This is a genomic window from Nonomuraea sp. 3-1Str (assembly GCF_031570565.1).
In the GTDB taxonomy this organism is placed as follows: Bacteria; Actinomycetota; Actinomycetes; order Streptosporangiales; family Streptosporangiaceae; genus Nonomuraea.
In genome coordinates this window covers 232,768-258,478 of record NZ_JALHBK010000002.1, presented here as the reverse complement: position 1 = coordinate 258,478, position 25,711 = coordinate 232,768, and the positions used below count along the sequence as shown (strand labels likewise).

The 25,711-nt window shown below is 70.5% G+C and carries 24 protein-coding genes; 13 read left to right on the top strand and 11 right to left on the bottom strand.

The features are described from left to right. Positions 1–10 precede the first annotated feature (10 nt). Positions 11–1,090 carry an inositol-3-phosphate synthase gene (locus MTP10_RS04925; protein WP_310707784.1) on the top strand — a complete coding sequence of 360 codons (1,080 nt, stop codon included), beginning with the start codon at positions 11–13 and terminating at the stop codon, positions 1,088–1,090. Between the two features lie 133 nt (positions 1,091–1,223). On the opposite strand, the gene idi is transcribed toward MTP10_RS04925, so the two are convergent. Then, complete coding sequence (gene idi, locus MTP10_RS04920; protein ID WP_310707783.1) at positions 1,224–1,817, bottom strand: isopentenyl-diphosphate Delta-isomerase; 594 nt, start codon at positions 1,815–1,817, stop codon at positions 1,224–1,226. 104 nt (positions 1,818–1,921) lie between these two features. Between idi and MTP10_RS04915 the strand changes: the two genes are divergently transcribed. After that, positions 1,922–3,205, top strand: coding sequence for an MFS transporter (locus tag MTP10_RS04915; RefSeq protein ID WP_310707782.1), 1,284 nt, complete (start codon positions 1,922–1,924; stop codon positions 3,203–3,205). Between the two features lie 7 nt (positions 3,206–3,212). Here MTP10_RS04915 and MTP10_RS04910 read toward each other — a convergent pair whose 3' ends face one another. Then, the gene (locus tag MTP10_RS04910) at positions 3,213–4,616 is read right to left on the bottom strand and encodes a CCA tRNA nucleotidyltransferase (protein WP_310708159.1); all 1,404 of its coding nucleotides are present in this window, start codon (positions 4,614–4,616) and stop codon (positions 3,213–3,215) included. Positions 4,617–4,762: 146 nt separating this feature from the next. Here MTP10_RS04910 and MTP10_RS04905 point away from each other — a divergent pair, with 146 nt between their 5' ends. The 8 genes from MTP10_RS04905 (at position 4,763) to trxA (ending at position 13,885) form a co-directional block, all read left to right on the top strand. Next, a complete protein-coding gene (locus MTP10_RS04905) occupies positions 4,763–5,284 on the top strand; it encodes a YbaK/EbsC family protein (protein ID WP_310707781.1) in 522 nt (173 codons plus the stop codon). 47 nt (positions 5,285–5,331) lie between these two features. Continuing rightward, a complete protein-coding gene (locus MTP10_RS04900) occupies positions 5,332–7,572 on the top strand; it encodes a DUF6049 family protein (RefSeq protein ID WP_310707780.1) in 2,241 nt (746 codons plus the stop codon). Further along, positions 7,569–9,176, top strand: coding sequence for a murein biosynthesis integral membrane protein MurJ (gene murJ / locus MTP10_RS04895; protein ID WP_310707779.1), 1,608 nt, complete (start codon positions 7,569–7,571; stop codon positions 9,174–9,176). The genes MTP10_RS04900 and murJ overlap by 4 nt, the downstream gene beginning before the upstream one ends. 178 nt (positions 9,177–9,354) lie before the next feature. Continuing rightward, complete coding sequence (locus tag MTP10_RS04890; protein WP_310707778.1) at positions 9,355–10,875, top strand: protein kinase family protein; 1,521 nt, start codon at positions 9,355–9,357, stop codon at positions 10,873–10,875. A 16-nt stretch (positions 10,876–10,891) separates the two neighbouring features. Then, the gene (gene sigM, locus MTP10_RS04885; RefSeq protein WP_310707777.1) at positions 10,892–11,527 is read left to right on the top strand and encodes an RNA polymerase sigma factor SigM; all 636 of its coding nucleotides are present in this window, start codon (positions 10,892–10,894) and stop codon (positions 11,525–11,527) included. Further along, complete coding sequence (locus tag MTP10_RS04880) at positions 11,517–12,482, top strand: zf-HC2 domain-containing protein (protein ID WP_310707776.1); 966 nt, start codon at positions 11,517–11,519, stop codon at positions 12,480–12,482. The genes sigM and MTP10_RS04880 overlap by 11 nt, the downstream gene beginning before the upstream one ends. 143 nt (positions 12,483–12,625) lie before the next feature. Continuing rightward, the gene (gene trxB, locus MTP10_RS04875; RefSeq protein ID WP_310707775.1) at positions 12,626–13,558 is read left to right on the top strand and encodes a thioredoxin-disulfide reductase; all 933 of its coding nucleotides are present in this window, start codon (positions 12,626–12,628) and stop codon (positions 13,556–13,558) included. A 12-nt stretch (positions 13,559–13,570) separates the two neighbouring features. Then, positions 13,571–13,885: a thioredoxin gene (gene trxA, locus MTP10_RS04870; RefSeq protein ID WP_310707774.1), complete on the top strand. Its 315-nt coding sequence runs from the start codon at positions 13,571–13,573 to the stop codon at positions 13,883–13,885. Positions 13,886–13,967: 82 nt separating this feature from the next. Here trxA and MTP10_RS04865 read toward each other — a convergent pair whose 3' ends face one another. Next, a complete protein-coding gene (locus MTP10_RS04865; protein WP_310707773.1) occupies positions 13,968–14,585 on the bottom strand; it encodes a GNAT family N-acetyltransferase in 618 nt (205 codons plus the stop codon). 267 nt (positions 14,586–14,852) lie between these two features. Here MTP10_RS04865 and MTP10_RS04860 point away from each other — a divergent pair, with 267 nt between their 5' ends. The 3 genes from MTP10_RS04860 to MTP10_RS04850 all read left to right on the top strand — a co-directional run bounded on the left by MTP10_RS04860 (position 14,853) and on the right by MTP10_RS04850 (position 18,464). Continuing rightward, positions 14,853–16,085, top strand: coding sequence for a PLP-dependent aminotransferase family protein (locus MTP10_RS04860; protein WP_310708158.1), 1,233 nt, complete (start codon positions 14,853–14,855; stop codon positions 16,083–16,085). Positions 16,086–16,400: 315 nt separating this feature from the next. After that, positions 16,401–17,357, top strand: coding sequence for a D-alanine--D-alanine ligase (locus tag MTP10_RS04855; protein WP_310707772.1), 957 nt, complete (start codon positions 16,401–16,403; stop codon positions 17,355–17,357). Positions 17,358–17,417: 60 nt separating this feature from the next. Further along, on the top strand, positions 17,418–18,464 hold the full coding sequence (locus tag MTP10_RS04850) for an aminotransferase class V-fold PLP-dependent enzyme (RefSeq protein ID WP_310707771.1): 1,047 nt from the start codon (positions 17,418–17,420) through the stop codon (positions 18,462–18,464). Between the two features lie 1,392 nt (positions 18,465–19,856). Here MTP10_RS04850 and MTP10_RS04845 read toward each other — a convergent pair. From MTP10_RS04845 to rpmH, 8 genes are all read right to left on the bottom strand, one after another. Beyond that, the gene (locus MTP10_RS04845) at positions 19,857–20,822 is read right to left on the bottom strand and encodes a ParB/RepB/Spo0J family partition protein (RefSeq protein ID WP_310707770.1); all 966 of its coding nucleotides are present in this window, start codon (positions 20,820–20,822) and stop codon (positions 19,857–19,859) included. 365 nt (positions 20,823–21,187) lie between these two features. Continuing rightward, positions 21,188–22,117, bottom strand: coding sequence for a ParA family protein (locus MTP10_RS04840; RefSeq protein ID WP_310707769.1), 930 nt, complete (start codon positions 22,115–22,117; stop codon positions 21,188–21,190). A 137-nt stretch (positions 22,118–22,254) separates the two neighbouring features. After that, a complete protein-coding gene (gene rsmG / locus MTP10_RS04835; protein WP_310707768.1) occupies positions 22,255–22,926 on the bottom strand; it encodes a 16S rRNA (guanine(527)-N(7))-methyltransferase RsmG in 672 nt (223 codons plus the stop codon). A 262-nt stretch (positions 22,927–23,188) separates the two neighbouring features. Continuing rightward, positions 23,189–23,677 carry a R3H domain-containing nucleic acid-binding protein gene (locus MTP10_RS04830; protein ID WP_310708157.1) on the bottom strand — a complete coding sequence of 163 codons (489 nt, stop codon included), beginning with the start codon at positions 23,675–23,677 and terminating at the stop codon, positions 23,189–23,191. Positions 23,678–23,697: 20 nt separating this feature from the next. Beyond that, the gene (yidC, locus tag MTP10_RS04825) at positions 23,698–24,648 is read right to left on the bottom strand and encodes a membrane protein insertase YidC (RefSeq protein ID WP_310707767.1); all 951 of its coding nucleotides are present in this window, start codon (positions 24,646–24,648) and stop codon (positions 23,698–23,700) included. Positions 24,649–24,652: 4 nt separating this feature from the next. After that, entirely contained in the window at positions 24,653–24,910 is a 258-nt protein-coding gene (yidD, locus tag MTP10_RS04820) for a membrane protein insertion efficiency factor YidD (protein ID WP_310708156.1), read from the bottom strand. Positions 24,911–24,927: 17 nt separating this feature from the next. Next, positions 24,928–25,290 carry a ribonuclease P protein component gene (rnpA, locus tag MTP10_RS04815; protein WP_310707766.1) on the bottom strand — a complete coding sequence of 121 codons (363 nt, stop codon included), beginning with the start codon at positions 25,288–25,290 and terminating at the stop codon, positions 24,928–24,930. 72 nt (positions 25,291–25,362) lie between these two features. After that, a complete protein-coding gene (gene rpmH, locus MTP10_RS04810; RefSeq protein WP_043614899.1) occupies positions 25,363–25,500 on the bottom strand; it encodes a 50S ribosomal protein L34 in 138 nt (45 codons plus the stop codon). Between the last annotated feature and the right edge of the window lie 211 nt (positions 25,501–25,711).

Below are 25,711 nucleotides of genomic sequence, written 5' to 3'. Positions count from 1 at the left end.
AGCGAGTGCGATGGGTTCGGTTCGCGTGGCCATTGTCGGTGTCGGCAACTGCGCGGCGTCACTGGTCCAGGGCGTCCACTACTACAAGGACGCCGACCCGGCGGTCCGGGTGCCTGGCCTGATGCACGTGAAGTTCGGCGACTACCACGTGGGCGACGTCGAGTTCGTCGCCGCCTTCGACGTGGACGCCAAGAAGGTCGGCCGTGACCTCTCCGAGGCGATCGTCGCCAGCGAGAACAACACGATCAAGATCGCGGACGTCCCGCCGACGGGGGTGGTCGTGCAGCGCGGCCACACCTTCGACGGTCTGGGCGAGTACTACCGGGAGATCGTCGACGAGTCCGACGAGGAGCCGGTCGACGTCGTCAAGGTGCTGCGCGACAACCAGGTGGACGTCCTCGTCTCCTACCTGCCGGTGGGCTCCGAGGAGGCCGACCGGTTCTACGCGCAGTGCGCGATCGACGCCAAGGTCGCCTTCGTCAACGCGCTGCCCGTCTTCATCGCCTCCGACCCCGAGTGGGCCGAGAAGTTCACGCAGGCGGGTGTGCCGATCGTCGGCGACGACATCAAGTCGCAGGTCGGCGCCACCATCACGCATCGCGTCATGGCCAAGCTGTTCGAGGACCGCGGGGTCGAGCTGCTGCGCACGTACCAGCTCAACTTCGGCGGCAACATGGACTTCATGAACATGCTGGAGCGCAAGCGGCTCCAGTCGAAGAAGATCTCCAAGACGCAGTCGGTCACCTCGCAGATCCCGCACGAGATGCGCAAGGCCGACGTGCACATCGGCCCGTCGGACCACGTGCCGTGGCTCGACGACCGCAAGTGGGCCTACGTCCGTCTGGAGGGCCGCTCGTTCGGCGACACCCCGCTCAACCTGGAGTACAAGCTCGAGGTCTGGGACTCGCCGAACTCGGCCGGCATCATCATCGACGCGGTGCGCGCCGCCAAGATCGCCCTGGACCGGGGCATCGGCGGCCCGATCCTCAGCGCGTCGTCCTACTTCATGAAGTCGCCGCCCGTGCAGTACTCCGACGACGAGGCGCGCGACTACGTCGAGAAGTACATCCGCGGCGAGGTCGAAAGATAGGCATCCGCCACGGCACAGCCGAGGAGGGCCCGGTCGCCGCACGCGGCTGAGGGCCTCCAGGGAGACGGCGGCTGACCCGCACAGGGTCGGCCGCCGTCACGGCGCCTGGTGGGCCGTCGCCGGGGCCGGGGCGTCAGCCGGTGGGGACCCGGGCCGCGGGGGGCAGCTCGGCCTCGGCGGCCGTGGGCCAGGCCATCGGGTCGGGGCCGAGCCCGACCAGGAGCGGCACCTGTTCGGCGCACCACGGCGAGATGGCCAGCTCGCCTGTCAGCACGCGCGCGGCGAACTCCTGCCACGGCATCCACTGGGTCTCTCCCACCTCCTCCGGGTTGAGCACCGCCGGGGTCTCGGCCGTGACGCGGTAGACGGGGCACAGCTCGTGCTCGACGATGCCGTTGCCCATGACCGCCCGGTAGGCGAACGTGGGCAGCATCAGGTCGGCGCGCTCCACGGCCAGGCCCAGCTCGTAGGAGAGCCTGCGGGTGACGGCGTGGTCGAGCGGCTCGCCCGGCAGCGGGTGGCCGCAGCAGCTGTTGGTCCACACGCCGGGCCAGGTCAGCTTGTGGTCGGCGCGCCTGGTCAGCAGCACGCGACCGTCGCGGTCGAAGACGTAGCTGGAGAAGGCCAGATGGAGCGGCGTCTCCCGGCCGTGCACCGACATCTTGGGCGCGGTGCCGACCGCGCGGCCCTCGCCGTCGACCAGCACCACCAGTTCATCAGTCGTCACGCTACGAAGCGTACGTGATCATGTCGGCGGGCAGAACCTGGTTCGCGCACCTGCTGCGCCAACTCTCGCGCCTGGGACGTCATGGGCGGGACTAGGCTGACTGCGTGTCGTTCGTCGCCGATCTCCGGATAGTCCTGCAGGGCCGGGACTTCCGCCGGCTTTTCGGCACGCGGCTGGTCTCGCAGTTCTCCGACGGGATCTTCCAGTTCGCGGTGACGGGATTCGCCTTCTTCAGCCCCGAGAAGCAGACCACCGCGCTGGCGGTGGCCGCCGGTATGGCCGTGCTGTTCCTCCCGTACAGCGTGCTGGGGCCCTTCGTGGGCGTCTTCATCGACCGCTGGTCGCGGCGGCAGATCCTGGTGATCGCGCCGATGGTGCGCGGCACGCTGCTCCTCGCCGCCGCGGCGCTCCTGGTCGCCGGCGTGCCCGAGCCGGTGTTCTACGCCGCGGCGCTCGGCGTGCTCGGGGTCAACCGGTTCTTCATGGCCGCGCTCGGCGCCTCCCTGCCGCACGTGGTGCCGCCCGAGCGGCTGATGGCGGCCAACGCCGTCACCCCCACCTCCGGCACCGCCCTGACGTTCGTGGGCGCCGGCTTGGGCTTCCTGCTGCGCGAGGTGTTCGGCGGCGGCGCGTACGGCACTGCGCTGCTGCTCGTCATCTCGGGCGTGGTGTTCGGGCTGAGCGCGCTGATCGCGCGCACGATGGAGCGCTCGCTGCTCGGCCCCTCCTACGACCCCGACCGGCCGCAGGCCCGCGAGGCGGTCCGCAACGTGGTCGCGGGCCTCGTGGACGGCGCGCGGCACCTGGTGGGCCACCGCAGGGCCGCCGCCACGATGGGCGCGATGGCCGCCCACCGGTTCCTGTACGGCATGGCGACCGCGCTCGGCATCATCCTGTACCGCTACTACTTCACCGACGGCGACGCCGAGGCGGCCCTGCGCGGCATCGGCGTGGTGGTCGCCACCTCCGGCGTGGGCTACACCCTCGCCATCGTGCTCACGCCGTGGGCCACCGAGCGGTTCACCCTGGAGCGGTGGGTGCCGATGGCCCTGGCCGCGGCGGGCCTGGTCTCGGGGGCGCTGATCCTGCCGTTCCAGGAGTGGGGGCTGCCGATGGCCGGCTTCGTGCTGGGCATCGCCGGGCAGAGCGTCAAGATCTGCGCCGACACGGCCGTGCAGCGCGACGTCGAAGACGCCTACCTAGGCCGGGCCTTCTCGATCTACGACATGCTCTTCAACGGTATGTACGTGCTCGCCGCGGCGCTGTCGGCGGTCATCCTGCCGCCCGACGGCAGGTCCTACCTCGCCGTGGCGATCATCGCGCTGGGCTACCCGGTGGCCGCGCTGGCCTACCGCCTGATCGTGCGGCCCCCGGTGCCCTCGCCCTGACCGGCCGTCAGGAGCCGATCAGGCCGTTGTCGCGGGCCCACTCCAGCAGCGCCTCGGTGGCCGCCTCGGTGCCGATGACGCCCTTGTCCAGGCGCAGCTCCAGCAGGAACTTGTAGGCCTGGCCCACCACCGGTCCCGGGCCGACGCCGAGGATCCGCTGGATGTCGTTGCCGTCGAGCTCCGGCCGGATCTTGGCCAGCTCCTCCTCGTCGGCCAGCCGGGCGATGCGCTCCTCCAGCTGGTCGTAGGTGCGCGACAGCGCCGCCGCCTTGCGCTTGTTGCGGGTCGTGCAGTCGGCCCGGGTGAGCTTGTGCAGGCGGGTGAGCAGGTGGCCGGCGTCGCGCACGTAGCGGCGCACGGCGCTGTCGGTCCACTCGCCCGTGCCGTAGCCGTGGAAGCGCAGGTGGAGCTCCACCAGCCGCGACACGTCGGCCACGACGTCCTTGGGGAAGCGCAACTCTGCCATGCGCTTCTTGGTCAGCTGGGCGCCGACCACCTCGTGGTGGTGGAAGGAGACCCGGCCGCCGGGCTCGTGGCGGCGTGTCTTGGGCTTGCCGATGTCGTGCAGGAGCGCCGCCCAGCGCAGGATGCGGTCGGCCCGGCCGTCCTCCTCCTGGGCGATCGCCTGGTCGAGCACGGTCAGGGTGTGCTCGTAGACGTCCTTGTGCCGGTGGTGCTCGTCGATCTCCAGGCGCAGCCGGGGCAGCTCGGGCAGGACGTGGTCGGCGAGCCCGGTGTCGACCAGCAGGCGCAGGCCCTCGCGGGGCCGGGCGCCGCAGATGAGCTTGTCCAGCTCGTCGCGGATCCGCTCGGCCGAGACGATCTCGATGCGCCCGGCCATGGAGGTCATCGCCTCCACGGCGGCGTCGTCCACGGCGAAGCCGAGCTGGGAGGCGAACCGCGCGGCGCGCAGCATGCGCAGCGGGTCGTCGCCGAAGGACCGCTCCGGGGGGCCCGGCGTGCGCATCCTCCTGGCCGCCAGGTCGGTCAGGCCACCGTACGGGTCGACGAACTCGTGGCCGGGCAGGCGCACGGCCATCGCGTTGACCGCGAAGTCGCGCCGCTCCAGGTCGGCCTCCAGCGTCTCGCCGTACATGACCTCGGGCTTGCGCGACTTGGGGTCGTAGGACTCGCTCCGGTACGTCGTGATCTCGATCAGCCAGCCGCCCTTGCGCACTCCGACGGTGCCGAAGTCGATGCCGATGGTCCACACCGAGTCGGCCCAGTCGCGTACGAGGGACAGCACGCGCTCGGGGTGGGCGTCGGTGGTGAGGTCGAGGTCGTTGCCGGTGCGGCCGAGGAGCATGTCGCGCACCGGGCCGCCCACGAGGGCCAGCTCGTGCCCCTGGTCGGCGAACAGGCGGCCGAGCTCGTCGGCGACGGGGGCGATCTTGCGGAACAGGTCGCTCATGGCCCGCTGCTGGTTGTCGGTCAGATTTGAGTCGGACAAGCTGGGTAGGTCCTTCGATTCCGGAACATATCCCCCGGGCCACATGAGGTCCGGGTTACCGTCGGTCAAGAGGACCGTCGGGGGCCAAGGAACGAAGGAGCGTGTTCATGAAGGACGCCCTCGCGATCCACCGCTGGCTCCTCGCACACCAGGTCCATCATGAGATCGTACGCCTTCCGCGTCCCATCACCACCGCGGACGAGCTGCCCGAGACGATCTCCGCCGCGCCCGAGAGGTGCGTCGCGGTCACGGTGTTCGAGGCCACGACGAGGCTCGGGCACGAGGTCGTCGCCGTCGTCTCCTCGGTCGCCGCGCCGCCGCGGCCCGGGGCGGTCGGCGGCCTGCTGGGGGCGCGTGAGGTGCGGCACGCCCCCGCCTTCCTGGTCAACTCCGCCACCGACTACGCCGCCGGCCTGGTGTGCCCGCTGCTGCTGCCGCGCCGGCTCCCGCTGCTCATCGACGACCGGCTCAGCTCCGACGGGGAGCCGATCTTCATGGCCAGCGGCGAACGACACACCGCGGTGCGCATGCGCGCCCTTGACCTGCAGTCCCTCCTGTCCGGCAAGACCGTGGACCTCAGGATTCCCATGCCCAGGGGACCACGTGAGGCGATCGCGTTGCGGCACTGAGCCCGTACCATTGCGGGCGTGCGCCGTACTCCAGCCCGGGCGGACGCGTGATCCGTAAGGCCACGCTGCTCGCCGTCGTCTCCGCCGCGTTGCTCGCGCCCCTGGGCGCGGTGACGCCGGGCGCTGCTGCCGCGAGGACGACGACCGCCTCGGCGCCCGCCCAGGCATCCGCCCAGGCCGCCCGCCAGGGGCTGGCCCTCATCGTGTCCTCCATCACACCCGACTGGGCCAAGGGCGCCGCCGACGAGATCAAGATCTCCGGCACCCTGCGCAACGACACCGGCACCGCCCTGACCGGCCTGCTCGTACGGCTGCGCTACTCGCCGCAGCCGCTCGCCGACCGGGCCGCCGTCGAGGCCTACCAGGCCGACCTGAGCGACCCGCAGACCCCGGTCAACGTCTCCGACAGGTCCGCCATGACGATCGCGTCGCTGGCGGCGGGCGCCTCGACCCCGTGGGAGATCACGCTGACCCCGGCGCAGCTCGCCGCTCCGGGCACGCCCCGCTTCGGCGTCTACCCGATCGCGATCGAGGTCCAGCAGCTGGGCTGGCGGCAGCTCGCCGTCCAGCGCACGTTCATCACGTACGCGCCCCCGCAGCCCAAGCCGGTGCGCAACAAGCTGGCCGTCGCCCTCCCACTGATCGACCAGCCGCACCGCGCCGACGACCCGAACTTCGCCGACGACAAGCTGGGCCCGGCGCTGACCGGCAAGGGCCGGCTCGCCGACCTCCTCCGCATCGCCAAGGCCGCGCCCGAGAGCGTCACCTGGTTCCTCGACCCCGCCCTGCTCGACGACGTGACCGCCATGTCCAAGCCGTACACGGTCAGCACCAAGGACGGCCCGGTCAAGAAGCCCGCCGACAGCGCGGCCGCGCAGTGGCTCACCGACCTGCGCGAGGCCCTGGCCGACTCCCCCGTCGTGGCCACCCCGTACGCCGACCCCGACGTGGCCGCGCTGGCTCACAAGGGGTTCGACACGCAGGTCGGCCGGGCGATCGAGCTGGGCGGTCAGAAGGCCACCCAGCTCCTCAGGCCCGAGGTGTCGACCTCGATCAACTGGCCGGCCTCCGGGCTGCTCGACGCCGACGCGCTCGACCTGCTGGCCGTCGGCAAGCCCGGCGTCGCCCAGGTGCGCAAGGTCCTGCTCAACTCCACCAACCTGCCGCCGCAGGGTCAGCAGCAGCCGGGAACGGAGACGACGCAGCAGGCGGCCCTCGCGCCCGGGGCCGTCACCCCCGACGCCGCGGCCACGCTGTACAGCGTCGCCGGGCCCGTCACGGCGCTCGTCGCCGACCCCGCGCTCAGCCGGCTCTTCGAGCCCGGCGGCGGCGCCGGCTCGGTGCTGCTGAGCCGCCAGCGCTTCATCGCCGAGACCGCGATGATCTCCGCCGAGCCCGGGCAGACGACCCCGCGCTCGCTGGTCGTCGCGCCCTCCCGCCGCTGGGACCCCAACCCCACACTGGTCTCCGCCCTGCTCAAGACCGCGAAGAGCCTGCCGTGGCTGACGCTCACCCCGCTCGACTCGGTCAAGCCGGCCAAGGCCAAGACGGTCCAGACCGGCCAGTCGGCACAGCCGGCGCGCGCCGGCCTCACCTACACCGATCAGGACCGCAAGGAAGAGCTCGGCGCCAAGTACCTCACGCCGATCAAGGACATCGCCCGCAAGGCCGACCTCACCTCGCTCATCACCACGGACAAGTCGCCGTCGGCGTTCGACGCGGCCGTGCTGCGGCTGACGTCCTCCGCCTGGCGCAACCAGACGCGGGCCGGGCGCGCGGCGGCCGAGCTGGTCGCCGACGCCGTGGACGACCGGATGGACATGATCACGATCACCGGCGCCGACCCCGACCGGCCGCGCACCCTCGCCGGGTCCGACGGCGTCGTGCCGATCAGCGTCAAGAACTCCCTGCCGGTCGAGGTGACGGTCGACGTCCGCGTCGTCTCCAACAACCACAAGCTGCTGAAGGTCGTCGACGTCCAGGAGCCCCGGCGGCTGGTGATCGGCGGCAACGGCCAGAGCGGCACCCTCCCGGTCGCGATGCAGGCGACGCCCGGCGTCAGCGGCGACTCCGCCGTGACCGTCCAGCTCCTCACCTCCGACGGGAAGCCGTACGGCAAGCCGGTGAAGCTCATCATCCGCACCACCGGCTACACCGGCATCGCCCTGGTGATCGTCGGCGCGGCGCTGACGGTCATGCTCGCCGCGGTCGTGACGCGGGTCCTCAGGCGCAGATCGCAGCGACGGCTCGAACGGGCCGCCAAGAGTCGGGAAAGTGAGACCGTATGAGCCGCATGCTCCGGGCCAGCGCCGTCATGGCCGCGGGGACCATGGTGTCGAGGGTCACGGGCTTCGTGCGCACCATGGTGCTGGCCATCGCGATCGGCACCGCCGGCATGGGCGACGCCTACAACGCGGCCTACTCCATCCCGTACAGCATCCTCGACCTGCTGCTGCTCGGCGTCCTGAGCAGCGTCGTCGTGCCGATGATCGTCCGGGCGCAGAAGCAGGACCCCGACGGCGGCCGCGCCTACGAGCAGCGCCTGCTGAGCCTGTCCGCGGTCGCGCTGGCCGTCGTCGCGGTGATCGCCGTGCTGGCCGCGCCGCTGCTCATCGACCTCTACACCACGGGCTGGAGCGGGCGTAAGTTCGACGTCGCGGTGACGCTGGCCCGCTTCATCCTGCCGCAGCTCGCCTTCTTCGGCGTCGGCGCGGTGGCGGGCGCCATCCTCAACACCCGCGACCGCTTCGCGGCCCCCATGTGGGCGCCCGTGCTCAACAACGTCGTGGTCATCTGCGTGCTGCTCGCCTACGTGGTCGTGGTGGGCGACGCGGGCGACGACATCGGCCGCGTCACCGACGGGCAGCTCGCCTTGCTGGGCCTCGGCACCACCGCGGGCATCGTGGCCCAGGCGGTCGTGCTGATCGTGGCCCTGCGGCGGGCCGGGTTCGAGTTCGTGCCCCGCTTCGACCTGCGCAACGCCCGGCTCGGCGAGATGGGCCGGGCGGGCGCGTGGACCATCGGCTACGTGGTGGTCACCCAGCTCGGCTTCATGCTGACCACCAACCTGGCCAGCTCCGCCGGCGACTCCGTCTCGGGTCACGGCATCAGCCCCTACACCTACGCCTTCCAGCTCTTCCAGCTCCCGTACGGCATCATCGGGGTCTCGGTGATCACGGCGATGCTGCCGCGCATGAGCCGCGCGGTGAGCGAGGGCCGGTTCGGCGACGTGCGCAGCGAGTTCGCCTCCAGCGTCCGGCTCATCGGCTCCATCATGGTCCCGGTGTCGCTGCTGCTCATGGTGCTCGGCCCGGCCATCACCGTGCCGATCTACGCGCACGGCTCCGTGCCGCTCCAGGACGCCGTCTACATCGGCAACGTCCTGCAGGTGTACGGCCTGGCCCTGGTGCCGTTCGCGATCTTCCAGCTCCTGCTGCGCGTCTTCTACAGCTTCGGCGACACCCGGACCCCGGTGTACGTGGGGGCGGCCACGACCGTGGTCAACGCGCTGCTCATGTGGATCATGTATCAGGTGCTCCCGTATGCCTACACGGTGATGGGACTGGCCTTCGCCTACGCCGTCGCGTACGCTCTCGGGGCGGTGGCCGCCTGGTGGCTGGCCTCCCGGCGGGTGCACGGGCTGGGCGGCTGGCAGATCGGCATGGCCATGACCCGGATGTACCTCGCCGCTCTGCCCACGGCCGTGCTGGCGCTGGCCGTGGTGTGGCTGGTCCAGCTCGCGTTCGGCGGGCTGAGCTTCCTCACCTCGGTGATCATCCTGGTGGTCGGCGGGGGCGTGGGCATGCTGCTGTACCTCGCCGTGGCCCACCGTATGCGCATCCCCGAGGTCAACTCGATCGTGGGGATGGTTGCCGGACGGTTGGGCCGGTAAGGAAGCCGGTAAGGAATCACGGGCGGAACCGGCGCGGCACTACCATGGTGCCCACACGCGCGAATGGAAGCAGGAGGGGCGTGGGCGGATCCACCCGGCATAGCGTGCCTACGTGGGACACGACCACGCAGGCCACCCGAGTCATGAGCACGCCCGATCAGCCGAGCGGAGTGAGTCAGTGAGCACGTCGGCGGTCGAACCCGGCACGCGTCTCGCCCAACGCTTCCGGCTCGAGGACCGGGTCACCGAGTCCGACGGCGCCACTCTGTGGAAGGCCATCGACGAGATCCTCGCCCGCCCCGTCGCCGTCCACACCTTCTCCGCCGACTTCCCCCGCGTCCACGAGGTCGTCACCGCCGCCCGGGCCGCCAGCCGGCTCACCGACCCGCGGCTGACGCAGGTGTTCGACGCGGCCGAGGAGGAGGACTACTCCTACGTCGTGAGCGAGTGGGTCACCGGCGAGACCCTGTCCGACCTGGTCGCGGCCGGCCCGCTGGACCCGGAGCGGGCGGCGGGGCTGGTGGCCGAGGCTGCCGAGGCCCTCGCGCACGCCCACGAGGCTGGCCTGTACCACCTGTGCCTGCGCCCGTCCCACCTGGTGTGGACGACCGGCAACACCGTCAAGGTGCTGGGCGTCGCCGTCGACGCGGCCCTGTCGGGGCTCACCACCGACCAGCCCGCCCTGGACGACGCCGAGGGCCTGGGCCGGCTGCTGTACGCGGGTCTGACCGGCCACTGGCCGGGCGACGAGGAGGAGGGCGGCCTGCCGCCCGCTCCCATGACCGACGGCCACGTCTGCACGCCACGCCAGGTCACCGCCGGAGTGCCGAGCTACCTCGACACCGTCACGGTCAAGGCGTGCCTGCCCGAGTCGCGCAAGGGCCACGGCGCCCTGAACAGCCCGGCGGCCGTGGCCGAGGCGCTGGCGGGCGTCGCGCGGCCGATGCCGATCCCCATCGACTACAACGCCGCCCCGCCCTCGGTGACGATCACCTCGCCGTCGGAGGGCCTCGACACCGACGTGCGGCCCCCGCGGCCCCAGCCGCCGATCCAGCACCTGACCGTCCCACAGCGCGGGAGCTCCCAGCGCGGCGGGATGGTCAACCGCGTGCTCATGACGGTCGTGGTGCTGCTCGTCATCGCCGCGGTCGGCGTCGGCGCATGGACGATCGGCCGCAGCCTGGGCAGCGGCAAGGGCGGCTCGGAGGCGCAGGGCACGCCCTCGGCGACCTCGGCGTCCGTCACCGCGGCCCCGCAGGCGGTCAAGCCGAAGAGGGCGATCGCGTTCGACCCCCTGGGCGACAAGGAGGAGAACACCGGCGCCGAGCTGGCGATCGACGGCAAGCCCAGCACGTTCTGGAAGACCGACAACTACAACACCGCCGAGCTGGGCAACCTCAAGGAGGGCGTCGGCCTGCTGCTCGACATGGGCAAGCCGGTGCAGATCAGCGACGTGGTGGCCACGCTGTCCGGCGCGAGCGGGGCGAGCGTGGAGCTCAAGGTGGGCGACGCGCCCGATCTCTCGGCGCTGAAGACCGTCACCAAGCAGAAGGGCGCCTCGGGGAAGGTCACGCTGAAGCCCGATCAAGCGGCCACCGGGCAGTACGTTCTGATCTGGTTTACGCGGCTTCCGGCAGATGCGGGCGGCTTTCATGGCACCATCTATGAGGTAATGGTCCACTCCTCCGGATCGGCATAAACCAGGAATCCCTCTTGTGAACTCCCCACCCGAGACACCCTCATCAGCGGAGCGGCCGGCGATCAGTGACGCCGCGCTGCTGACCGCGCACATCGACGGGGATCCACACGCGTTCAGCGAGATCGTCAAGAGGCACCGAGACCGCATGTGGGCAGTCGCCCTGCGTACGCTCGGCGACCCCGACGAAGCGGCCGACGCCGTGCAGGACGCGTTCGTGTCCGCCTATCGCAAGGCGGGCTCGTTCCGCGGCGAGGCGGCCGTCACCACCTGGCTCCACCGCATCGTCGTCAACGCCTGCCTCGACCGGATGCGCCGCAAGTCCATCCGGCCGGTCGCGGACGACGAGCTCATCGAGGCCGCCGAGCGCGAGACGCCCCTGCCCGACCACACGGTCGAGCGGGAGGTCTCGATGGAGGTCTCTGCCGCGCTGAAACGGCTCCCGGCCGACCAGCGGGCGGCTCTCGTGCTCGTCGACATGATGGGTTATTCGGTCGAAGACGCAGCTCAGGTGCTCGGCGTGCCCAGCGGCACCGTCAAGAGCCGATGCGCCCGAGGCCGGGCGAAGCTTGCCCCGATTCTTTCGCATCTGCGGAACCGTTCGGACCTCGGTCGCGTCTCATCCGGGAAGGGAGCAGAACTTCGTGACGGGTGATACGCACTACGATCTGGAGATCCTCGCCGAGTTGGCAGAGGGCCTCCTGGACGCCGGCACGGCCCGCCAGGTCCGCGACCATCTCGCGGTATGCGACCCCTGTGGGGAGCTCCTGGCAGACCTGGCAGCGGTTCGCGAGGTGCTCGCGGCTACCCCTACACCGGCCATGCCGATGGGAGTCGCACTGCGCATCGACAAGGCGCTCGCCGCCGAGGCCGAGCAGCGGCGCGGGGGCGTGGACCTCGCCGAGGCGCCGGACTGGGACAAGCTCATGCGGGACGCTCCATGGGAGCAGCCCGCCGAGGTGAGCGAGCCAGTCCGCCTCAGGCCCGCAGCGCGCCTGGCGCCGGAGCCGGTCCACACAATCCCCTCCTACGAGGAGCCGGCCCACGCGGCGCAGGCCGAGGAGACCGTACGGCTCGGAGTGGTCGCCGACGACGGGACCATCGTCCCGGCGCGGCGGGTGGCCCGACGCCGGCGGTGGGCCATGCCGGCGGTCGCGGCCGCTGCCGCGGCGGCCGTCGTGGGCGGTGTCGTCGTCTCCGGCAACCTGCTCGTGGCCAGTGGCGGCGGTTCGGGCTCCAGCCGGCAGGTGGCGGCCCAGCCGGCCCCCGCCCCGACCAAGGAGGTGGCGAAGGCCAGGCCGTACGCGCTGACCGACAGCGGCCACAACTACAGCGACGGCGAGCTGCGGCAGCGCCTGGGGGGCTTCCTGGCCCCCGCTCCGATCGTGGCCGGCGTCACGGCCGACACCAACAAGGTGGCGACGTGCGTCAATCAGGTCGCCGGCCGTACCAAGCTGAAGATCTTCGCGGTCGATCAGGGTCAGTACAACGGCCAGGAGGCCGTGATCGTGGTGTCCCGGCGGGACGAGACGGCCAAGCGCATCCGCGTCGACGTCGTCGATCCGTTCCACTGCAAGAACCTGCGCAAGCCGAAGATCGGCCGCTGGTGACCTGTCGATCGTGAGCACACGTCAGAGCCCGCTTCGGCGGGCTCTTTCGTTTGATCCGGGCGTCGCGAGTAGGGGTGGGAATCTCCGCGGCCTAGGATCTGTTGACGCCACTGGCAAAAACAGACGAGGAAGGCGTGGGAGCGTTGAGCGACGTTCGTAACGTGATCATCATCGGGTCCGGGCCCGCTGGCTACACCGCGGCCGTCTACTCCGCGCGCGCCGAGCTCAACCCGCTGGTCTTCGAGGGCTCCGTCACCGCCGGTGGCGCCCTGATGAACACCACCGACGTGGAGAACTTCCCGGGGTTCCCCGACGGCATCATGGGCCCCGACCTGATGGACAACCTGCGCAAGCAGGCCGAGCGGTTCGGCGCCGAGCTGATGGCCGACGACGTGGTCGAGGTCGACCTCGAAGCCAACCCCAAGGTCATCAAGACCTACACCGACACCTACTACGCGAAGTCGGTCATCCTGGCGATGGGTTCGCGCTACCGCGAGCTGGGCCTGGAGAACGAGAAGCGGCTGTCCGGCCGAGGCGTCTCCTGGTGTGCCACCTGTGACGGCTTCTTCTTCCGCAACAAGGACATCGTGGTGGTCGGCGGTGGTGACACCGCGATGGAGGAGGCCACGTTCCTGACCCGGTTCGGACGCATGGTGACGGTCGTCCACCGCCGCGACCAGCTCCGCGCCAGCAAGATCATGCAGGAGCGGGCGCTCGCCAACGACAAGATCCGCTTCGTCTGGGACAGCGAGGTCGTGGACGTCCTCGGCGAGTCCAGGGTCGAGGCCGTCAAGCTGCGCAACGTGAAGACCGGTGAGGAGTGCGAGCTCGCCACCGACGCCCTCTTCCTCGCGATCGGCCACGACCCGCGCACCGAGCTGGTCAAGGGCCAGATCGACCTCGACGACGAGGGCTACGTCAAGGTCGCCTCCCCCAGCACCCAGACGAACATCGACGGCGTGTTCGCCGCCGGCGACGTCGTCGACCACACCTACCGTCAGGCCATCACCGCGGCCGGCACCGGCTGCTCGGCGTCGCTCGACTCCGAGCGCTGGCTCGCCGCACACGAAAGTTAAGGAGCGCACACCGTGAAGGCAGTAACCGACGCCACGTTCGAGGCCGACGTCCTGAAGAGCGACAAGCCCGTTCTGGTCGACTTCTGGGCCGAGTGGTGCGGCCCGTGCCGTCAGGTCGCGCCCATCCTCGAAGAGATCGCCAAGGAGCACGGCGACAAGCTGGAGATCGTCAAGCTCAACATCGACGAGAACCCCAACGTGCCGCGCGACTACGGCGTGCTGCAGATCCCGACCATGAACGTCTTCAAGAACGGCGAGGTGGTCAAGCAGATCATCGGCGCCAAGCCGAAGGCCATGCTGCTGCGCGAGCTCGACGGCATCATCTGAGGCTCCGCGATCACGCTGCACCGATGACGAAGGCCCTCCGCTCACGCGGGGGGCCTTCCGGTTGTACGGGGCCAGAAGTGGCTCAGACGGGGCGAAGGGCCCGTTCCGGGCTCATGGAGCCGAGGAGCCGCTCCAGCGCCACCTCGACGTCCTCGCGCCACGACACGGCCGTCTTCAGCTCCAGCCGTAGCCGGGGGAACCGCAGATGCGGCCGTACCGTCTTGAACCCGACCGAGAGCAGGTAGTCGGCCGGCACCACGCAGCTCGGCTCCTCCCACTTCAGGTCGCCGAACGCCTCGATGGCCTTGACGCCCCGCCGGGTCAGGTCCTTGGCCATGCCCTGGATCAGCATCCGCCCCAGGCCGCCGCCCGAGAACTCGGGGATGATGTGCGCCGTCATCAGCAGCACCGCGTCCGCGCTGACCGGCGAGGTGGGGAAGGCGAGGGAGCGCGGGGTGTAGAGCGGCGGGCTGTACAGGACGAACCCGGCGGGCACCCCGTCGACATAAACGATCTTCCCGCAACTGCCCCACTCCAGCAGGGTGGCGGAGATCCACGCCTCTTTCTCCAGCGCGGGGTCTCCCGAGTCGACCGCGCGCTCGCCGCCGAGCGGGTCGAGCTCCCAGAACACGCACCGCCTGCAACGGCGCGGCAGATCGTCAAGATTGTCCAGGGTGATGTTGACCAGCCGGCGCGACAACTACGGCCCCAATCGTTGACCCGGAAAAGCCCGCGAAAACCGCGTCCCCAGCTGGCATCGTAGCTCAGTGGGACGCCGTCAGCGGGTACCACGGCGTCCAGCCCGGTCACGGGCGACATGCCCGACTGGCGTAATCTGTTGTTCCAGGTCTATCTGACACCGAGGAGGTGGACCGTGACAGAAGAGCTCAATCACGGTCAGACACCCGCGATCCATGGATCGCGCATCGACGCCTACGTCGACCGGTACGCCGCGCGAGCTACCGGGATGGTCGCCTCCGAGATCCGAGCTCTCTTCGCCGTCGCGTCGAGACCAGAGGTGGTCTCGCTCGCCGGCGGCATGCCGTACGTCACGGCCCTCCCCCTCGACATGGTCGGCGAGCTCGTCTCCGACCTGGTCACCAGGCGTGGCCCGGTGGCTCTGCAGTACGGCTCCGGCCAGGGCGATCCGCACCTGCGCGAGCAGATCTGCGAGGTCATGCGGCTGGAGGGGATTCAGGCCGGGGCGGACGACGTCGTCGTCACCGTGGGGTCGCAGCAGGCGCTCGACCTGATCACCCGCATCTTCATCGACCCCGGCGACGTGGTGCTGGCCGAGGGCCCGTCCTACGTGGGCGCCCTCGGCACCTTCGCCGCGTACGAGGCCAAGGTGGTGCACGTCGCCATGGACGACCAGGGCATCGTGCCCGAGTCGCTGGCGCAGACCATCTACGCCCTGGAGACCGCCGGGGCGCCGATCAAGTTCCTCTACACGATCCCGACGTTCCACAACCCCGGCGGCGTCACGCTCAACGTGGCCCGCCGCCAGCAGGTGCTCGACATCTGCCAGCGGGCCGGCGTGCTCATCGTCGAGGACAACCCGTACGGGCTGCTCGGCTTCGACGGCGAGCCGATGCGCGCCCTGCGCGCGGACAACGCCGACGGGGTGGTCTACCTCGGGTCGTTCTCCAAGACGCTCGCGCCCGGGTTCCGCGTCGGCTGGGCGCTCGCCCCGCACGCCATCCGCGACAAGCTCATCCTGGCCATGGAGTCGGCCGTCCTGTCGCACTCGTCGTTCACGCAGCTCGCCGTCGGCCAGTACCTGGCCACGCAGCCATGGCGGGAGCAGATCAAGTCGTTCAGGGAGCTGTACCGGGAGCGCCGTGACGCGCTGCTAGAGGCCCTGGGGGCGCTCATGCCACCCGAGGTCACCTGGACGCGGCCGGGAGGCGGGTTCTTCGTCTGGGCGTCGCTGCCCGAGGGGCTCGACTCCAAGGCCATCCTGCCGCGCGCGGTGGCGGAGCGGGTGGCCTTCGTGCCCGGCACGGGATTCTTCTCGGACGGGAGCGGGGCGCGCAACATGCGCCTGTCGTACTGCTACCCGGAGCCGGACCGTATCCGGGAGGGCGTGCGACGGCTCTCCGGGGTGATCGAGCAGGAGATCCAGCTGCGCGACACGTTCGGCACGGGGTCCACGCGCGGGCACGCGGGCGTCGACACACCGGGGCCCGACCTGGCCTGAGGCTCCCCCTCACGCCTGCTCTTCGTTCCACTGCACTCGTACCCGTACGGGCCGGTGTCCCCGCGCGGACGCCGGCCCGGACGGTCCCGTCTCGGTGCGGGCTCGCTGTATGGCGTGTGCTGTGCGATCGCACGGCAGTGACCGCACCGCATGCATTCCCCGCGGCCTTCGCCTGTCAGCACCGCACCGTGGCCGGACCGGGCAGCCCACGAACGACAGGATGACGCCACGCGGTCGGCCGGTGCCGCCCGCCGTGCACCAGGGCTGCCCGCCGCCGGTACGGTTGGACAGCGTGCCATCAGCGGAGGAGATGTGATGAGCGATCTGGGCCACGTGCTCGTGCTGGCCGGGGGCCTCTCGTACGAGCGTGAGGTGTCCCTGCGCTCGGGCCGCCGCGTGAGCGAGGTGCTGCGCGCGGCGGGCATCGACGTGGAGACCCGCGACACCGACGCGTCGCTCGTGCCCGCCATTCTCGCCGATCCGCCGGACGCCGTCTTCGTCACGCTGCACGGAGGCGCCGGCGAGGACGGCGCGATCCGTTCGGTGCTGGAGCTGCTCGGCGTCCCGTACGTCGGCGCGGATCCCGACGCGTGCCGGGTGGCCTTCGACAAGCCCACCGCCAAGGGGGTCGTCCGCTCGGTCGGACTGCGGACGCCGCAGTCCGTCACGCTGCCGAAGGAGACGTTCCACGACCTGGGCGCCACGGCCGTGCTCGGGCGCATCGTGGAGCGGCTCGGCCTCCCCCTCTTCGTCAAGCCCGCCCGGGGCGGCTCCGCGCTGGGCGCCTCGTTCGTGCGCACCGCCGAGGAGCTGCCCGCCGCGATGGTGGGCTGCTTCGCCTACGGCGACACCGCGCTGATCGAGCGGTACGTGGAAGGAGTGGAGGTGGCGGTCTCGGTGGTCGACCTGGGACACGGTCCCGTGGCGCTGCCGCCGGTCGAGATCGTCCCGGACGCCGGGGTCTACGACTACGCGGCCCGCTACACGGCAGGGCACACCGAGTTCTTCGCCCCGGCCCGCCTCACACCCGACGCCGCGGCCGCCTGCGCCGAGGCGGCCGTGAAGGCTCACACCGCGCTGGGACTGCGCGACATCTCCCGGACCGATCTCATCGTGGACGCCTCGGGACAGCCGCACTTCCTGGAGGTCAACGTCGCGCCCGGCATGACCGAGACGAGCCTCCTGCCGATGGCGGCAGAGGCGGCGGGTCAGGACCTGGGCGACCTCTGCCTCATCCTGCTCCGCCGCGCGGCCGGCCGCGCCCAGGGCTGACCGCCGCCGAGCGGCCTTCCGCGAGGAGGGCGGCTCGGCCCGCATCAGTAGCCTTGGGATGTGCTGATCGATTCCATCTATCCCAAGAGCTTCGCCAGCGACAACCACGCCGGCGTGCATCCGGCCGTCCTCGACGCCATGACGGCCGCCAACGACGGCGACGCCCCCGCGTACGGAGGCGACCGATGGACCGAGGGTCTCGAGCGTCAGGTCAAGGAAGTGTTCGGCGGCGAGGCGGAGGGGTTCGCCGTGTTCAACGGCGCCGGGGCCAACATGGTCGGGCTGGCCCTCATGCTGGGCCGCTACGACGCCGTCATCTGCCCGGAGACCGCGCACATCGCCACGCACGAGACCGGTGCGGCGGAGCGGCTGCTGGGGGTCAAGCTCATCACCGTCCCGACGGAGGACGGCAAGCTGCGCCCGCACCACATCACCAGCCGTCTGGGTGTTCTGGGCCTCCCGCACGAGCCGCAGCCGCGCGTCGTCTCCATCTCCCAGGTGACCGAGCTCGGCACCTGCTACTCCCCCGACGAGCTCGCCGCGCTCGCCCGCGTCGCGCACGACTCGGGGATGCGCCTGCACGTGGACGGCGCCCGGCTGGCGAACGCCGCCGCGTACCTGGAGTGCGACCTTCGGACCATCACGACGAACGCCGGCGTGGACGTCTTCAGCTTCGGCGGCACCAAGAACGGCGCGCTGGCGGCCGAGGCGGTGGTCGTCCTGGACCCGTCCCTGGCGCACGCCGTGCCGTTCCTGCGGCGGCAGTCGCTCCAGCTCGCCTCCAAGATGCGGTACGTCTCGGCGCAGCTCTCGGCTCTGCTGACGGACGAGCTGTGGCGCCGCAACGCCGCCCACGCGAACGCCATGGCCGCCCGCCTGGCTGCCGGGATCGAAGGACTGCCGGGGGTTTCACTGGCCTACCCGCCTCAGAGCAACGCCGTCTTCGCCGCCCTGCCGAAGAACGCGGCCGCCGCGTTGCTGGGGCGCTACCTCTTCCACCATTGGGACGAGGACGCGGGTGTGGTCCGCTGGATGACCGCCTTCGACACCACGCCGGAACACGTGGACGATTTCCTGGACGACATCCGCAAGGCGGTCGGCGCCTGAGGGTGCTCGACGGGCGCCCTCCCGCGCTTGTGTCTCACTCCCATGTTTCACGTGAAACGGCGCCGCTGGACTGGCGTCGCTGGAGTGGCGTGCTGATCGGTGCTTATGGCTCGCCTCTGCTCGGCGGGCACTGTTTCACGTGAAACAGCCGCTCGCCTGCGGCCTTGTTTCACGTGGAACGGGTGGCCGGACGACATGGTTTCACGTGAAACACGACCAACGCCGAGCCACCGGGAACAGGTTCACGCCGCCCGGCACGGGGAGCTTCGCCGACACCGCCGAAAGCCAGACCGCGATTGGGGGGCGGCGAAGATGAAGGTCGCACGGTCTGGGGCGTAGCCGCAGGCCGCACGGTCGGGGATGCGTGGAGGGAGGCAGCGTAGGGGGGAGCGCGCGCTGCGGGCGCAGCGCTGGGGCGGAAGCGCGCCTTGGGCGGAAGCGCGCGTTGGGGCGGAAGCGCGCGTTGGGGCGGAAGCGCGCGTTGGGGCGGAAGCGCGCGTTGGGGCGTCCGCTGGGCGTCCACCCGAAGCGTAGGCAGGGCGCACACTGGGCCCCCCGATGAGGGCGCACATGGAGAGCGCGAGCGGAGCGCACACTGGAGGGAGCGTGCAGTGGTGGGCGCCGGCTGGGCGGAGCGTGCACTGGGCGGGCGCCCGCTGGGCGCGGGCGCTGAGGACGCGTAGGGGGCGCTCAGTCGGAGGGGGCGTAAGCCCGGCGGGGAGTCGCGCAGCCGGGACGGCAGCGTCGGGAGAGTCGCGGTCATGGGCCTCCGGTCATGGGCCCCGGTCATGGGGCCTCCGGTCATGGCCTGACAGGCGATGAGCCTCCGGTGACCAGCGATCAGCGACCCAGGACCGGCGACCGGCGTCGGCGTCAGTGACTGGCGGCTGGCGCCTGGCGACTAGGCAACCGGCAACCGGCAACCGGCAACCGGCGACTGGCGGCTGGGCGGCTGGCGGCTGGGCGGCTGGCGCCTGGGCGGCCGGCCAGGAGAGCAACTTACGACAAGCTTGAGCGGCGGGCAACGAGACCGAGCGGCGACGGCGACGGCGGGGCACCAGGAGCCGGCAAGGCGCGACCTGAGCGACGAGATGGTGTGGCTTCAGGCAGGCGACGGCGTAAGCCCGCGGTAGTGATAGGCGAAACAGCGGGCGCCAGGCCGCTGGAGTGACAGGCGGTACAGCCGGCGCCAGGCCGCTGGAGTGACAGGCGGGACAGCCGGCGCCAGGCCGCTGGAGTGATGGCGGCGCTAGACCGCTGGGGTGACAGGTGGTACAGGCGACGCGAGACCGCTGGGGTGACTGGGTAGTACGCGCGACGGCGTCCAGCCGCTGTGGTTTCACGTGAAACAGGGCGGCGCTCAGGGCGGCGTTGTTTCACGTGAAACAGAGGTCAGGCGTCGGCTTCCCGCATGGCGCGGGCGGCCTCAGGAGCCATGGTGCCGATGATGCGCTCCAGGTCGTCGATCGTGGCGAACTCCACCACGATCCGCCCCTTGCGCCGGCCCAGGTCCACCTTGACCTTCGTCTCGAAGTGGTCCGAGAGGCGGTCGGCGAGGTGGGTGAGGCCGGGGGCGGTGGGCCGGTTGGTGGGGCGGCGCTCGCGAGTGGGCTTGGGGGCCGCCGTCGCACCGCCGAGCGCGACGATCTCCTCGACCGCCCGTACCGACAGCAGCTCGGCGACGATCCGGTCCGCCAGCCGGATCTGCTCCGCGGCACTGTCGAGACCCAGCAGGGCGCGGGCGTGACCGGCGCTGATGGTGCCGGCCGCCACCCGGAGCTGCACCTCGGGCGGGAGGTTGAGCAGGCGCAGGGTGTTCGTGATGTGGGAGCGGGAGCGGCCGACCTTCTGGGCGAGCTGCTCGTGCGTCGCCCTGAAGTCGTCCAGGAGCTGCTGGTAGGCGGCGGCCTCTTCGAGGGGGTTGAGCTGCTCGCGCTGGAGGTTCTCGATGAGGGCGTCGCGGAGGAGGTCGTCGTCCTGGGTGTTGCGCACGATCGCCGGCACCGGGTCGAGCCCCGCCAGCCTGGAGGCACGCCAACGCCGCTCTCCCATGATCAGCTCGTACTCGCCACCGCCGACCGAGCGGACGACGATCGGCTGCAGCAGGCCCACCTCGCGGATGGAGGCCGCCAGCTCTTCCAGCCGCTCCTCGTCGAAGATGTCACGTGGCTGCCGGGGGTTCGGCACGATGGCTTTGAGGGGAATCTCCCTGAAATACGCCCCGGCGATCGGCAGAGGGCCGCTCTCGGTGGTCGTGCCGTTGGCGGGGGCCGACTCCGTCCCCGTACCGTCACCGATGGGACCGGTCGGGATGAGCGCCCCGAGTCCCTTGCCCAGTCCCCGCCGCTGCTGACTCACTGCGTCTCCTCCACCCGGCCGAATCCGGTCACTCCAGGAGAGGTTACCGGTGCCGACGCGGCCCGGTGTGTCCTCGCCACACGCCGTTGTTCCTGATTTACACCTGGCAAGCCGGACCCCGGGCATGACAAGGCGGACACGTGGCGAGCCCATACCGGCGTCACCTGCCGAGCCTCAGCGGTGGAGGTCACCTGCCCAGCGCCCCGGCCGACTCCGCCACAACCGCCCTCCCGGGTGCACATGGCGAGTCCCGCTCGCTGCGCGCGGGCATGCCACAGGCGCCGCCGCCGGCGTTGCTCGGGTTCCGGTGGGAAGTTCTTCTCCGTAGCGGGCGCCGGGGACTTTCCGCCGGTTCGGTCGAGGTGCTACACCACGACCTGGTGGGCGATCTCTCTGGCCGCGTCCATGTACGCCATGGCGCCGCTCGATCCCGGGTCGTACGTCATGACCGACTGCCCGTAGCTGGGCGCCTCCGACAGGCGGACGCTGCGCGGGATCACGGTGTTGAGGACCGTCTCGCCGAAGTGCGCCCGGACCTCCTCCGCCACCTGCGACGCCAGGCGCGTGCGCCCGTCGTACATGGTGAGGACGATCGTCGACAGCCGCAGCGTCGGGTTGAGATGCGCCTTGATCAGGTCGACGTTGCGCAGGAGCTGGCCGAGGCCCTCCAGTGCGTAGTACTCGCACTGGATGGGAATCATGACCTCGTCCGCGGCCACCAGCGCGTTGACCGTCAGCAGGCCGAGCGACGGCGGGCAGTCGATGATGATGTAGTCCAGCTCGGCGGTGTACGCGCTGAACGCACGGCGCAGGCGCGCCTCGCGGGCCACCAGCGAGACCAGCTCGATCTCCGCGCCGGCCAGGTCGATCGTGGCAGGCGCACAGTACAGGCCCGGCATGTCGGGTACCTGCTTCACGATGTCGGCCATCGGGAGGTCGTCCACCAGGACCTGGTACACGTCGGGGACGTCACCGCGGTGCTCGGTGGCCAGCGCCGTTGAGGCGTTGCCCTGAGGGTCAAGATCAACGACCAGGACACGCTGGCCGTTCATGGAGAGCGCCGCCGCGATGTTGACGGACGTCGTGGTCTTGCCGACGCCGCCCTTCTGGTTGGCAACCGCGATCACTCTGCACTTCGACGGACGGGGCCACGTACTCTCACTGCCGCCGGGAGCGTCCTCGGCCTGGCTGGCCGTCTGAGTCGCAGATGTTTCACGTGAAACCACGGAGCTGAGCGCCTCTCGTACCAAAGGGGAATCGCCGGGGTTCAGTGGGGTCTGGGTCACGATGGCCATCCTTTCAACCCGTGGTGGGCCGGTGTCGGGAATTCGCTGCGGCGACACGCCCAATTCGGGCCAGCCCACGCCCGTGGGACTTTCGGCCAGAGGACCGTCGGGCCAGCCAAGACCGCTTGACGCGACTGGCACCACCGTCACCTCCTTCGTCGCCGCCTGGCAACCTCCGGCGAGCGACCTGCTACCACCCGGACCAGTGTCGCAGGCGGCTCGACCTTACCGCGCCCGACTGTGACAAGCTCAGCCGTCCTCGCTCCAACGGCCCGGAGCTGTGGCTCGGCCTCGGCGAGCTCCTCGGCCGCGCGCTCCCCCTTCATGGCGATCAGCTCGCCGCCTTCGCGCAGGAGCGGCATGGCCCACTTCAGCAGCCGGTCCAGCGGCGCGACCGCGCGAGCGCTCGCCACGTCGAACACCCGTTTGCCCGCCAGCTCCTCCGCCCGGCCGCGCACCACCTCGACGTTGCTCAGCTTCAGCGCCTCGACGCACTCTTCCAGGAAGACGGTGCGGCGCAGCAACGGCTCCAGGAGGGAGACCTGAACGTCCTGCCGGACGATCGCCAGCACCAGTCCGGGCAGCCCGGCGCCGGAGCCGATGTCGACCAGGCTGGCGTTCTCGGGCACGGCCTCGGCGACGACGGCGCAGTTGAGCAGGTGACGGTCCCAGATGCGCGGCACCTCGCGCGGGCCCAGCAGGCCGCGCACGACGCCCGGCCCGGCCAGGAGCTCGGCGAACGTGTTCGCCCGGTCCCATGCCTCGCCGGTGAAGACGTCCCGTGCGATGCCGGGCGGAGCGGGTAGCTCATCGCTCACTGGTAGGTGGCCCTTTCTCGGGGTGGTGACGGATGACCTCTGCGGCGGTCCGCGGGCGGTGTCGAGTCAAGGCTAGCCACCTTCTTGAGTGCGGCTCGTACGAGACGTCACCGGGAGACGACCGAACCACCCCGCCGGGCGTCCCGCGCTTCCGTACGGGGTCGCGTACCTCCCAAGACGGGCGAAAAGAGGGGGAGATGCGAACGGCCGCCAGCCCTCGCGTGTCGGGGCTGGCGGCCGGACTGGTGCACGGGGCCGGGGGTCAGGCGGGGAAGACCACCACGTACCGCTGAGGCTCCTCGCCCTCGGACTCGCTGCGGAGCCCGGCGGCGGCCACAGCGTCGTGGACGATTTTGCGCTCGAACGGGGTCATGGGGCTCAGCGACTTGGGCTCGCCCTTCTCCCGGACCTGGTGGGCGACCTCGCTGCCCAGCTTGGTCAGCTCGGCGCGGCGGCGCTCGCGGTAGCCGGCGACGTCGAGCATGAGGCGCGACCGCTCCCCGGTCTGCCGGTGCACGGCCAGGCGGGTGAGCTCCTGGAGCGCCTCCAGCACCTCCCCCTCAGGTCCGACGAGTTCGTTGCCCTTGAGCCCGACGACGGAGACGAGGGCACGGTCGCCCTCGACGTCCATGTCGATGTCGCCGTCGATGTCGGCGATGTCGAGAAGGCCCTCGATGTAGTCGGCCGCGATCTCGCCCTCCTGCTCAAGCGCGTTGAGATCAGGAGCCTTCTCCTGCTCGGCCTCGGTCATGACCGCCCTCTCCTTCGTGTTCACGACTTCTTGCTGCCGGTTCGCTTGCTGCGGGGCTGGCGGGTGGGCTGCTGTCTGACGATCTTAGGCTCGGGCGGAGCGGGGGGCGCCTGCTCTTCGGGAGTGGTGCCACGGATCTTGGAGATGAGCCCCTGCTTGGGCTGGACGGGGATGACGTTGCCCTTGGCGTCGTACTGCGGCATGGGGTGCCGGCTGTAGAACCAGTGCTGCTGGCCGAGCGTCCACAGGTTGGTGGTGACCCAGTAGAGGATCAGGCCGAGCGGGAAGTTCAGGCTGAAGAAGGCGAACAGCGGCGAGATGTACATGAGGATCTTCTGCTGCTGCGCCATGGGGTTGTCCGGCATCTGGGCCATGGAGCGGCCGACGCTCTGCCGGACGGTGAGGAACGTGGTCAGCGAGCTGATCGCCACGAAGATCCCCAGCACGATCTTGGTCTGGATGACCGTCGCGTCGAAGCCCTGGATCTGCGCCTCGGACATGAAGAAGCTGGCGGGCAGCGGCGCGCCGAAGATGTGCGCGGACCGGGCGCTGTCGACGAGCTCCTGCGTCATGCCGTAGACGGGCCGGCCGTCGGCCATCGCCCGCAGCACGGTGAACATGGAGATGAAGATCGGGAACTGCGCGACGACAGGCAGGCAGCCGCCGAGAGGGTTGGCGCCCTGCCCTTGGTACAGCGCCATGACCTCCTGGTTCATGCGCTGCTTGTCGTTCTTGTACCGCTTACGAAGCTCCGCGACCTTGGGAGCCAGCTCCTGCATCTTCCGCGACGAGCGCATCTGCTTGAGGAACAGGGGGAAGATCAGGATCCTCATGCACACGGTCAGCGTGATGATGGTCAGCGCCCAGGTCAGCCCGCCGTCCGGGTTGAGGACTGTGCTGTATCCCGTATGGATCCAGATGATGACGTGGGCTACGGCTTCATAGAGCCAGCTCAGCCAGGACAGCTCCACCGAGCTATCTCCCTTGCATTTCGTGGGACCGAACCGGGCGTGGGGGCACCGGGTCTATACCTCCGGGATGAAATGGATGGCACCGCCCGATGCGCCGGACAGTCAGCCAGGTGCCGCGCAATGCACCGTGTACGGCGATCGCCTCGAGTCCGTATGCGCTGCACGAAGGATGGAAACGGCAGTGCGGACCGAGCATCGGGCCGATGAAGGCCCGGTAGAACCGGATGGGGAGGATCAGTGCCCGAGCGGCGAGGCTCGGCATCCCCTGCGGCTGCTCCGTCATCTTTGTCCATCCATCGAGGACTCACGCCGCCTCAGGAGTCGATCCAGTGCGAGGTCAAGCTCGGCGGCTAGGTGCTCGGATCGCGCTGACGCGGCCGGTGGATTGGCGCGTACCACAAGCAGGCTACCTCTCGGCAGCCGTGCGAGACGGTCCCGCATCAGGTGTCGAAGCCGACGCTTGACCTTGTTGCGGATGACGGCGCCACCGACGGCTCGGCTCACCACGAAACCCACCCGAGGTGTCTCATCCCCTGAAACAACGAGATGCACCACCAAAGTGGGGCGACCGGCGCGTCTGCCGCGCTTGATCGCCTCCTGGAACTCCTCCCCGCGCCGCATGCGGGATTCTCGGGACAGCACGTGAAAGGACCGTATACGCCTATTGCCCGCCGGCGGACATCACCGGCGGGCGGACTATCAGGCGCGGGGCGATCAGGCCGACAGCTTCTCGCGGCCCTTGCGACGACGGGCGGCGAGGATGGCGCGGCCGGCCCGGGTGCGCATCCGCAGCCGGAAGCCGTGGGTCTTCGCGCGACGACGGTTGTTCGGCTGGAAAGTACGCTTGCTCACGGGTGGGCTCCAGGCTTGATGGTGCGCCCAGGGGCGCTTGAAACACATGGCTGGCCTGCCGTGGGAGCGAGGGCACGCGAAATAGCCGTCGCGTGGCAAGCCGACCGTCGTACGTTACGGGCCAGACGCGTCCTAGGTCAAACCGGCGGACGCCACCGCGAGGTTATCCACCTATCCACAGGCAGGTTTTCCACCGCCCCGGCCGCGTCCA

Excerpts from the sequence above, each read along its gene's own strand:
- MTP10_RS04925 (WP_310707784.1), top strand. The coding sequence starts at position 11 with ATGGGTTCGGTTCGCGTGGCCATTGTCGGTGTCGGCAACTGCGCGGCG.
- MTP10_RS04910 (WP_310708159.1), bottom strand. The coding sequence starts at position 4,616 with ATGAGCGACCTGTTCCGCAAGATCGCCCCCGTCGCCGACGAGCTCGGC.
- MTP10_RS04905 (WP_310707781.1), top strand. The coding sequence starts at position 4,763 with ATGAAGGACGCCCTCGCGATCCACCGCTGGCTCCTCGCACACCAGGTC.
- murJ (WP_310707779.1), top strand. The coding sequence starts at position 7,569 with ATGAGCCGCATGCTCCGGGCCAGCGCCGTCATGGCCGCGGGGACCATG.
- MTP10_RS04860 (WP_310708158.1), top strand. The coding sequence starts at position 14,853 with ATGGTCGCCTCCGAGATCCGAGCTCTCTTCGCCGTCGCGTCGAGACCA.
- MTP10_RS04855 (WP_310707772.1), top strand. The coding sequence starts at position 16,401 with ATGAGCGATCTGGGCCACGTGCTCGTGCTGGCCGGGGGCCTCTCGTAC.
- MTP10_RS04840 (WP_310707769.1), bottom strand. The coding sequence starts at position 22,117 with ATGGCCATCGTGACCCAGACCCCACTGAACCCCGGCGATTCCCCTTTG.
- MTP10_RS04830 (WP_310708157.1), bottom strand. The coding sequence starts at position 23,677 with ATGACCGAGGCCGAGCAGGAGAAGGCTCCTGATCTCAACGCGCTTGAG.
- yidD (WP_310708156.1), bottom strand. The coding sequence starts at position 24,910 with ATGCCGAGCCTCGCCGCTCGGGCACTGATCCTCCCCATCCGGTTCTAC.